Below are 10,098 nucleotides of genomic sequence, written 5' to 3'. Positions count from 1 at the left end.
CTGGAAGGAGCAGGTCTTCGGGTCCGCCGTGACGGTCACCTTGGTCGCCTGCTGGGCGGCGGCCAGCGCGGGGTTGGCCGCCTTCAGCAGCATCGGGAACACCGTGAAGTAGGTGAGCGCGGCGATCAGGCAGCCCGCCATGATGATGGGCTTGCGGCCGATCTTGTCCGACAGCGCGCCGAACACGATGAAGAAGGGCGTGCCGATCAGCAGCGAGGCGGCGATCAGCAGGTTGGCCGTGGTGGCGTCCACCTTGGCGATCGTGGTCAGGAAGAACAGCGCGTAGAACTGGCCCGTGTACCAGACCACGGCCTGGCCGGCGGTGAGGCCCAGCAGCGCCAGGATCACGACCTTCAGGTTGCGCCACTGGCCGAAGGATTCGGTGAGCGGGGCCTTCGAGGTCTTGCCTTCCGACTTCATCTTCTGGAAGGCGGGCGACTCGTTGAGGCTCAGGCGGATCCACACCGAGACCGCGAGCAGCACGATGGAGACCAGGAAGGGGATGCGCCAGCCCCAGTCGGTCCAGGTCTTGGCTTCCATGGATTCGCGCACGCCCAGGATCACCAGCAGCGACATGAACAGGCCGAGCGTGGCGGTGGTCTGGATCCACGAGGTATAGGAGCCGCGCTTGCCGTGCGGTGCGTGCTCGGCGACGTAGGTCGCGGCTCCGCCGTACTCGCCGCCGAGCGCCAGGCCCTGCAGCATGCGCAGCGCGATCAGGATCACCGGGGCGGCGATGCCGATCGACTTGTAGCTGGGAAGCAGGCCGACGATGAAGGTCGACGCGCCCATGATCAGGATGGTGACCAGGAAGGTGTACTTGCGCCCGATCATGTCGCCCAGGCGGCCGAACACGATGGCGCCGAAGGGGCGCACCAGGAAGCCGGCGGCGAAGGCGAGCAGCGCGAAGATGTAGGCCGAGGTGGGGTCGAGGCCGGAGAAGAACTGCGCGCCGATGATGGCGGCGAGCGAGCCGTACAGGTAGAAGTCGTACCACTCGAACACCGTGCCGAGCGAAGAGGCGAAGATGACCTTCTTCTCCTCGCGCGTCATCGGCGCACTGGCGGCACCGGATGCCAGCGGCCTGCCGGCCGAAGCGATAGCCATGTGTTGTCTCCTTTATAGGTGGCGCGAGTGTCGGAACGCCTTCTGACGCCGAACTGACTCGGGCTGCGCGCGCCCCTCCGGAGATTCCCTAGTGCGGCTTGCGCCGCTCAGGCGCGCTGGACCCAGCGGTGGCGTGCTGCCAGCCGCTCGACGTCGCGCCAGCTCGCGCACTCGGCGGCCACGCGCGGCCAGATGCGCAGCAGCAGTTCGCACTCGGCCAGCGTGTCGCAGATGGCCTGGTGCCGTGCTGCGCACTGGATGTGGAAGCGGCCCAGCCACTCGTCGAGCGAGCGAGCGCGCAGCTCCGGATGCGTGACGCCGCACAGGTGCTCGATGTCCAGCCAGCGGTTGGCCAGCGGCGCACCGAGCGCGGCGCGCGCATGGCGCCCGATCAGCGCGCGGTCGAAGGCAGCGTGGAAGGCCAGCAGCGGCGACGCTCCGGCGAACTGCGCGAAGGCGCGCAGCGCCTCGGCCACGGGCACGCCCTGCTGCTGCCGCTGCACGCCGATGCCATGCAGCAGGATGTTGGCGCGCGGGCTGCGCACTTCCTGCCGCACGACGATCTCGAAGCTGTCGGCCACATGCAGCGCCAGCCGGCGCGCCGGCCAGTCCACGTGCACGGCGATCGCCGCGATGGCGAGCAGGCGGTCGCGCGCGGCGTCGAGGCCGCTGGTCTCCACGTCCACCACCAGCCATCGCGTTTCATCGACGGCGGCGCCGCGCCGGGGCCACAGGGTGACCATTTCTCAGCGGTCGTAGTCCAGGCGCAGCCGCTGCTGCAACTGGCGGGCGACGCCGAACGACGCCTTCAGGATGCGGCGGTCGATGTCGTTGAGGCTGGCCACGACCACGCGGTTGCCGGCTGCATCGGCGCCTTCGAGCTGCACCCGCAGCCGCAGCATCTGCAGGAACTCGAAGCCGCCCACCCAGCCCTCGTACTCGCTGGCCGGCACGCCCAGGGCCGCGCCGGCCGCTTCGAGACGCTGGCGCGTGTTGGTGGCCGCGATCCCGTGCGCCAGCGCATGGATGCGCGCTGCGTCGACGAACAGCGCCGTGCCTTGCAGTTTCAGGTCCACCGTGCCGCGTTCGTCGGTCTCGATGCCGCCATGCCAGTTCAGCGGCGCGCCGTGCGCCAGCGCGTTGAGCGCGAGCTGCTTGAGGAAGCGCGGCGTGCGCCGCGCCTGCGCCAGCACCTGCTCGCGCAGCGACTCGGCCAGCCGGGCGTCACCGGCCAGCGGCCGCAGGTCGAAGTAGATGCTGGCCTGCAGCAGGTCCTCGGGCGCGCCCTGCTCGATCCAGCGCGCGAAGCGCTGCCGCCATTCGGCCTGCGTGAGGCAGCAGGCCGGCTCGCCCGCCATCACCCCGCCTCGGCACAGCGGATAGCCGCAGTCCGCCAGCGCGCGGTTGACCGCGCGTGCGAACGCCAGCGCGGCCTGGCGCTGCGCCGCATCGGTTGCATCGGGCAGCACGAGGGCGTTGTCCTGGTCGGTGGCGATCGTCTGTTCGCCGCGGCCCTCGGAGCCGAGGGCGAGCCAGCACAAGGTGTCGAGCGGCACGCCGTGCGCGCGGGCCTCGATCTCCAGCAGGCGCTGCGTCAGCACGTCGTTGAGGTGACTCACCAGCGCAGTGAGCTGGCGCGCCTGCACGCCCTGCCCCACCAGGTTGCGCGCCAGCCGCCGGATGTCCTGCGCCACCAGCGCCAGCGTGTGCACGTCGGGAGCGCCGCGGATGGCGGAACTCACCTGCTTGAGCGAGAGCCGCTGCAGCGCGAACAGGTCGCGCTCGGACACCAGGCCCACCACCACGCCGTCGCGCGTGACCGGCAGGTGGCGGATGCCTTGCTGCGACATCAGCAGCGCGGCGTCCTGCGCCGTGTGGGCCACGCTCAGGGTGTGCACCGGCTGCACCATCACCGCGCCGATCGGCGTCTCCAGCGGCAACTGCGCCAGGGTGACGCGGCCGATCACGTCGTGACGCGTGAGGATGCCCTGCACCGCCCCGGCCGCGTCGGTGACCAGCATGGAGCCGATGCGCCGGTGCTGCATCTGCTCCAGCGCCTCGCGCAGCGGCGTGGCGGCGCTGCAGGTCACGGGCGCGCGCGTGGCCAGCTGGCCCAGCGGCGTCTCCAGCGACTGCTCCGCCACCGTCTGCGAGGCATAGGCCACCTGCAGCGCGCGCCGCGACAGGTCCACGAAGCCGGCGATGCGGCGGTTGAGGAAATCGGCGAAGGCGGCGCTGCGCTCGGCCAGCGCATTCATGGCCGTGCGCGGCAGCACCAGCACGAAGGTGTCGGCGACCGCCGAATAGGTCGCCGTGACGGCCCGCTGCGCCATCGCCGCGCCGATCGGGAACAGGTCCCCGGCCTCGTACTGGAAGGCGCCGCCGGACAGCTCGGCCATTCCCCGGACGCCGGACACCGCCCCCTGGCGGATGAAGAAGATTTCCTGCACGGCACCGCTGGTCGGCTGGAGCAGGATTTCGCCGGGCGCGTAATAACGTTGCTCCGAGCGGGCCAGGAAGAAGTCGACGGCCTCCGGCGTCATCTGCGCAAAGGGCGGATGCCGCAGCAGGTCGGCCCGCAGCGTGGCCAGCAGCCCGGGGGCCGGCGTGGCTGGACCGGCAGGCGGGCCGGGCGGTCGACGACTGTCGGGCATGCGGGCAATTTACACCGCAGGCCCGCCGGGCGCCATGCCCGGACGAGCAAGCAAGCGAAGCATCGAGAGGACCGGGATGAACGTCAACTTCGCCGACAGCGTCGGGCGCGTGGGCTTTCGCAAGTGGTACGAACGCCAGCTGCTTTCCAGCCACGCGCACATGGTGCTGGCCTTCCTCAGCGTGATCGCGCTGGTGGCCAGCATGGAGGCCTTTCGCACCGCCTCGGGCGAGCTGCAGGAACTCGACGTGATCTACGTGCTGCTGTCGGCGGTGATCGGCGGCTGGGCGCTGCGGCGCTACCTGTTCCTCCTGATGCGGGCCGAACACGCGGCCAACCAGGCGAGCTGCCCGGATTGCGGCGAGTACGGCCGCTTCCGCGTCGTGCGGCAGCGCCCCGTGGCGCAGGAGCTGGAGCTGGACGTGTGCTGCCGCAAGTGCGCGCGCGAGTGGGTGATCTCGGCGGGGCCGTAGGCGGGCGGTGGAGCCCGCAGGCTGGCGGTGGAGCGAAGCGAAACCCCAGCGATGCGTGGACGCGCTGGGGTCTCGATGTGCCAATGCGCTGGGCTTCGCTGCGCTCAGCTGCGGCGGCCTGCGGCCGCCCCAGCCTACGAGGTGCCAGCGGCTGCTAGCGGGCCGCAGCCGCGCCGGTCAGGCTCGGATACCGCACGTGCTCCACCAGCTCCTGCGTCTTGCGGTCCGGCGCTGGCGTGATCAGGCTGACCAGCACGATGACGGCGAAGCCGACCGGCACGCCGAAAACGCCGGCGGAGATCGGCTGGATGCCGAACCAGATGTGGTCCGCGATCGGCGAGGTGACGCCGAACACGCTGCGCATCCAGGGCTGCGTCATCACCATGTAGTAGAAGGTGATGCCGAGTCCGGCCATCATCCCCAGCGACGCGGCGATCCCGGTCGCGCGCTTCCAGAAGATCCCCAGCACGAGGGCCGGGAAGAAGGCGGCGGCCGCGAACGAGAACGCGGCGGAGACGAGGAACAGGATGTCGGCCGGCTTCTGCGAGGCCACCCCGGCGGCGGCGAGCGCCACCACCAGCAGCAGCACCTTCGAGAGCGTCACGCGGCGCGCCGTCGGCGCGTTCGGGTCGATCATCTTGTAGTACAGGTCGTGCGACAGCGCGTTGGCGATCGTGAGCAGCAGGCCGTCCGCAGTGGACAGCGCCGCGGCCAGGCCGCCCGCCGCCACCAGGCCCGAGATCACGTAGGGCAGCCCGCCGATCGCGGGCGTGGCCAGCACGATGATGTCGCCGCCGATCTTGATCTCGCCGAGTTGCAGGATGCCGTCCCTGTTGATGTCCGTCACCGACAGCAGCGCCGGATCGACCTTGTTCCAGGCCGAGATCCAGTACGGCAGCTGGTCGAAGGAGCTGCCCACCACCGCGCTGAACATCTCGTACTTCACCAGCACCGCCAGCGCGGGCGCCGTGAAGTACAGCAGGAAGATGAAGAACAGCGACCAGGTGACCGAGCTGCGCGCCTCCTTCACGCTGGGGGTGGTGTAGTAGCGCATCAGGATGTGCGGCAGGGCCGCCGTCCCGACCATCAGGCAGAAGATCAGCGCGAGGAAGTTGCGGCGCGAGGTGTCGTAGGCTTCCTTGGCCTTGGCGTCGCCGTTCGGGTCGCCCGCGAAGATCGCGCCGTGCCGCGGCATGCCGCCCAGCGGCTTGTCGCGCGCTTCGGCCGCCGCCTTGGCGGCGGTCCAGGCCTTGACGGCGCCGGCTTCGTCCTTCGGCACCGCGGCCAGCTCCCTCTCGGCCGCAGCCAGCTGCGTCGGCGACGCGTTGGCGGCCTTCAGGTCCGCCACCCTCTTCTCGGCGGCGGCGCGGTCGGCGGCCAGCGCGTTGCGCGCGTCCTTGATCTTGGCGTCCAGCGCCTTGGCCTGGTCGGCCGAGACCTTGCGGACTTCCAGTTCCTTCGGATCGCTGATCAGCTTTTCCTCCATCGCCGTCACCTTCTCCAGCTGGTAGCCGTACACCAGCTGCGGCACCGGCACGTTGGTCTGCTTCACCGACAGCCAGACCACGGGCAGCAGGTAGGCGATGATGAGGATGATGTACTGCGCCACCTGCGTCCAGGTCACGGCGCGCATGCCGCCGAGGAAGGAGCAGACCAGGATGCCGCCCAGGCCCAGGAAGATCCCGATCTCGAAGGCCACGCCGGTCAGGCGCGTGGTGATGATGCCCACGCCGTAGATCTGTGCCACCACGTAGGTGAAGGAGCAGAGGATGGCCGCGCAGATGCCGATGAAGCGCGGCAGGTTGCCGCCGTAGCGCTCGCCCAGGAAGTCGGGAATCGTGAACTGCCCGAACTTGCGCAGGTAGGGCGCGAGGAACAGCGCCACCAGGCAGTAGCCGCCGGTCCAGCCCATGATGAAGGCCAGGCCGCTGTAGCCGGTGAGGTACAGCGTACCGGCCATGCCGATGAACGAGGCGGCCGACATCCAGTCGGCGCCGGTGGCCATGCCGTTGTAGACGGCCGGCACGCGGCGTCCGGCCACGTAGTACTCCGCGGCATCGGTGGTGCGGCTCATGATGCCGATGCCCGCATACAGGCCGATGGTGGCGAGCAGGAAGATGAAGCCGATCCAGTCGCGATTCAGGCCCATCTGCTCCAGCACGGCGAGCACCAGCACGAAGCCGATGAAGCCGCCGGTGTAGAAGCCGTAGACCTTGTTCAGTTGCCTGCGGAACGCCTGGTTCGCGCCGGCGGCGGAGGAGGCGTTATCGGGTGCGAGTGTGGCCATGGTTCACTCCTCCTCGGCGACGCCGTATTCCTGGTCCAGCCGGTTCATGTAGCGCGCGTAGTACCAGATGATCGCCACGTAGATCACCAGCGCACCCTGCGCGCCCATCCAGAAGCTGAAGGGCCAGCCGAAGAACCTGAAGTTCAGGTCGCGGGCGAAATACCCCACCACGAAAGTCACCACGAACCAGATCGCCAGCAGGATTCCGGTGATCCGGAGATTTCTCTGCCAGTACTCCCGATGCCTAGGGCTTGTCTCCATCGTGTCTCCTTGGGGGACCTTGTCCTCGTTTGCTCTTGTCTGCCACTGCGGCCCCGCGGCCGCTCGCGCCGCCGGCTGCAACCGGGCCGTCCGGTTGGCGCCCGCTAGCCGGTGTGCGCGACGGCGAGGCCCGTCTCGCGTTCCAGCTGCGCGGCCACCTTGGGCTCGAACCGGTGGAGGTGGCGGATGATCCTGCGCGCCTCCTCCGGCTCGTGCCGGTCCACATGGACCCGCGCCAGCTGGTACCAGCCGTACGGGCTCATGGGTTGCAGTTGCGTGTTGCGCTTCAGCGCCTCGGCGGCCTCGTCGAGGCGGCGGAGCCGGATCAGCACCAGCCCGAGGCCGTACCAGGCGCGATCGAGCTGGGGGGACAGTTCGGTGGCACGGCGGAACGACGCTTCCGCCGGCGCGAATTCACCGGCCTCCTCGAGCAGGAAGCCGTGGTTGAACCAGTGCTGGCCGTTGGCCGGATCGAGCTCCAGCAGCCGCTCGAAGGCATGCCGGGCCGCCGCACGATCGCCCTGCTGCGCCAGCACGTGGGCGCGGCTCGCGAGGCCGTAGAGGTCGTCGGGAAATTCCTGCAGGAGCTGGTCGAACAGGGCCAGCGCGCGCTCGCGCCGCTCCAGCACCAGCCAGGCCACCGCGCGCCAGCGCAGGCCCAGCCAGCGCAGGCGCCGCATCACCTGCACAGGTGCACCCCGATGCGCAGGCAGAGGTCGATCCTGGTGAGCGTCGCCACCACCCAGACGAAGAACAGGAGCAGGCCGGCCACCAGAGGCAGGTGCTGGTCCAGCACGACGCGGGGCGCCAGCAGGCGAGCTCCGCGGATCAGCGGTTTGGTGAGCACCTGGAACAGTTGGTAGAAGGGGTTCTGGTCCCGCTTGCGACCGGCCAGTACCCAGAGCACGCCCTGTCCCAGCAGTGCGAGCAGCGCGATCTCCGTCAGCGCCTTGACGATCTCCACCAGCAGCAGCATCCCCGTCTCCTTGCCTCTGGCTGTGCGCGGGATGGTTGGCACCGACCCTTACTGATTGCTTACACGACAGCAGCCGATCGACTAGGGTATGCCCACCCCCTGCGCCGCGGCGCTCTCGGCGGGCTGGGGGCGCAGCAGGCTGACGACCACCGTCATGACCACGCCGACGGCCACGCCGTAGACGCCGGAGGCCACGGGCAGGATGCCGAACCAGAGTTCGGGCTCGCCCGCCAGGCCGAGGGCCGCGCGGATGGCCACGCTCTTGGTCACCATGTACCAGGCCGCCACGCCGAAGCCCGCGAGCATGCCGGCCACCGCGCCGGGGCGCGTGGCGCCGCGCCAGAAGATGCCCAGCACCATGGCCGGCACCATCGCCGAGGCGGCGAGCGAGAACGAAGCGGAGACCAGCGGCAGGATCTCCGCCGGCTTCAGCGTGGCCACCATCGCGGCCAGCAGCGCCACGCCCATCAGCGCGAACTTGGACAGGATCACGCGCTGCTCCGCGCCGATGTGGCGCCCCAGGTCCTGGCTGTACAGGTCGCGCACCAGGGCGTTGCTGATCGTGAGCAGCAGGCCGTCGGCGGTGGACAGCGCCGCCGCCAGGCCCCCCGCGGCCACCAGGCCGGAGACCACGTAGGGCAGCCCGCCGATCTCCGGCGTAGCCAGCATGATGATGTCCGCGCCCAGGTGGATCTCGGCGAACTGCACCAGGCCGTCGCCGTTGATGTCGCTGACCGAAACCAGGGCGGGATCGACCCGCGCCCACTGCACGATCCAGGACGGCAGGGCGTCGAAGCTGCGGCCCACCAGCCCCTGCATCACCTCGAACTTCACCAGCACGGCCAGCGCGGGGACGCTCAAATACAACAGGCCCACGAAGAACAGGGCCCAGGCCACCGAGATGCGCGTCTTCGCCACGCTGGACACGGTGTAGAAGCGCGTCAGCAGGTGCGGCATGCCCGCGGTGCCCACCATGAGGCAGAACACCAGGGCCAGGAAGTTGGCGCGCGATTCGCCGAAGGCCGCCTTCTCCGCCGGCGACCCGCGCGGATCGCCGGCGTAGGGCGTGCCGTGCGGCGGCAGGCCGCCCAGCGCGCTGGCGCGCTGCAGCGTTTCGTGCAGCGCGCGCGTCCATTGCTCGCGCGCCGCCGCGGCGTCCTTGGGCAGCGCCGCCAGCTCGCGGTTGGCGGCGACGATGAGCGCCGAATCGGCGTCCTCGCGCTTGAGGCGGCGCACGCGCTCGCGCGCCGTCTCGCGCTCGTGCGCCAGGGCCCGGTCGACATCGGCCAGCTTGGCGCGGTATTCGGCGGCGCGGTGCAGGAATTCCTCCTGCACGGCCTTTTCCGCCGGCGAGGCGAGCAGGCCGTGTTCCAGCTCCTCGATCTTCTCCAGCTGCTTGCCGTAGACGAAGGGCGCCATCGGGTTGCCCAGCTGCTTGTAGGCCAGCCAGGAGACGGGAATCAGGAAGGCCAGCAGCAGCACCACGTACTGCGCCACCTGGGTCCAGGTGATGGCGCGCATGCCGCCCAGGAAGGAGCACAGGAGCACGCCGCCGAACCCGAGCAGGATGCCGATCTCGAAATTCACGCCGGTCAGGCGCGAGGCGATCAGGCCGATGCCGTAGATCTGCGCCACCACGTAGGTGAAGGAGATGATCACGGCCGCGAGCGCCGCCAGCCGCCGCGGCCAGTTGCCCCCGTAGCGCACGTCGAAGTAGTCGGGCACCGTGTAGAGGTTCAGCCGGCGCAGGTAGGGCGCGATCAGCAGCGCCACCAGGCAGAAGCCGCCGGTCCACCCCAGCACGTAGGCCAGGCCGCCCGGCTGGCCCGGACTGCCCCCGAAGCCCTGCAGGTAGAGCCCGCCCGCCAGGCTGATGAAGGAGGCCGCGCTCATCCAGTCGGCCGCGGCCGCCATGCCGTTGAACATCGGCGGGATGCGGCGGCCGGCGACGTAGTACTCCTCGGGGTCGGTGGTGCGGCTGGTGATGCCGATCACCGCGTACATCATCACCGTGGAGAACAGGAAGATGGGCCCCAGCCAGACCCGCGAGACGCCCTGCTGCTCCGCCCACGCGAGCACCAGCAGGAACAGCAGGAAGGACGCCACGTAGCCCGCGAGCAGGCGCAGCAGGCGCCGCTTGTAGGCGGCGCCACGGGTCCCCGGTTCAGCCATGGCTAGCGATGATCGCACCGCGGCCGCACCCGGCGCTAGGTAGTTTTGCCCAGCGCGCGAGGCCGGCCGCGAACGCGCCTTACTGCGCCAGCTTTTCCCAGGTGGCGATCACGCTGTCCGGGTTGAGCGAGATCGAGGTGATGCCTTCGGCCACCAGCCACTGGGCGAA

The 10,098-nt window shown here is 70.0% G+C and carries 9 protein-coding genes; 1 reads left to right on the top strand and 8 read right to left on the bottom strand.

The annotated features are described in order from the left end of the window. The 3 genes from VFM98_RS03255 to VFM98_RS03245 form a co-directional block, all read right to left on the bottom strand. On the bottom strand, positions 1-1,107 hold a 1,107-nt coding region (locus VFM98_RS03255; RefSeq protein ID WP_325108465.1), incomplete at its 3' end, for an MFS transporter. A 107-nt stretch (positions 1,108-1,214) separates the two neighbouring features. Continuing rightward, a complete protein-coding gene (locus VFM98_RS03250; RefSeq protein WP_325108464.1) occupies positions 1,215-1,850 on the bottom strand; it encodes a 3'-5' exonuclease in 636 nt (211 codons plus the stop codon). A gap of 3 nt (positions 1,851-1,853) precedes the next feature. After that, complete coding sequence (locus tag VFM98_RS03245; RefSeq protein WP_325108463.1) at positions 1,854-3,761, bottom strand: DUF294 nucleotidyltransferase-like domain-containing protein; 1,908 nt, start codon at positions 3,759-3,761, stop codon at positions 1,854-1,856. Positions 3,762-3,837: 76 nt separating this feature from the next. Between VFM98_RS03245 and VFM98_RS03240 the strand changes: the two genes are divergently transcribed. Next, the gene (locus VFM98_RS03240; protein WP_325108462.1) at positions 3,838-4,233 is read left to right on the top strand and encodes a hypothetical protein; all 396 of its coding nucleotides are present in this window, start codon (positions 3,838-3,840) and stop codon (positions 4,231-4,233) included. A 154-nt stretch (positions 4,234-4,387) separates the two neighbouring features. Here the strand turns inward: VFM98_RS03240 and VFM98_RS03235 are convergent, their stop codons facing one another. The 5 genes from VFM98_RS03235 to VFM98_RS03215 all read right to left on the bottom strand — a co-directional run bounded on the left by VFM98_RS03235 (position 4,388) and on the right by VFM98_RS03215 (position 9,929). Further along, complete coding sequence (locus VFM98_RS03235) at positions 4,388-6,520, bottom strand: sodium:solute symporter family protein (protein WP_325108461.1); 2,133 nt, start codon at positions 6,518-6,520, stop codon at positions 4,388-4,390. A gap of 3 nt (positions 6,521-6,523) precedes the next feature. Further along, on the bottom strand, positions 6,524-6,781 hold the full coding sequence (locus tag VFM98_RS03230) for a DUF4212 domain-containing protein (RefSeq protein ID WP_325108460.1): 258 nt from the start codon (positions 6,779-6,781) through the stop codon (positions 6,524-6,526). A gap of 104 nt (positions 6,782-6,885) precedes the next feature. After that, positions 6,886-7,461, bottom strand: coding sequence for a tetratricopeptide repeat protein (locus VFM98_RS03225; RefSeq protein ID WP_325108466.1), 576 nt, complete (start codon positions 7,459-7,461; stop codon positions 6,886-6,888). Continuing rightward, positions 7,461-7,757: a hypothetical protein gene (locus VFM98_RS03220; protein WP_325108459.1), complete on the bottom strand. Its 297-nt coding sequence runs from the start codon at positions 7,755-7,757 to the stop codon at positions 7,461-7,463. Before VFM98_RS03220 ends, VFM98_RS03225 begins: the two co-directional genes overlap by 1 nt. 81 nt (positions 7,758-7,838) lie before the next feature. Beyond that, positions 7,839-9,929, bottom strand: a complete 2,091-nt coding sequence (locus VFM98_RS03215) for a VC_2705 family sodium/solute symporter (protein WP_325108458.1) — start codon at positions 9,927-9,929, stop codon at positions 7,839-7,841. Positions 9,930-10,098: the final 169 nt, after the last annotated feature.

The organism is Ramlibacter sp. (assembly GCF_035706265.1).
Taxonomy (GTDB): Bacteria; Pseudomonadota; Gammaproteobacteria; order Burkholderiales; family Burkholderiaceae_C; genus Ramlibacter.
This window is presented reverse-complemented; position numbering and strand designations above follow the sequence as displayed.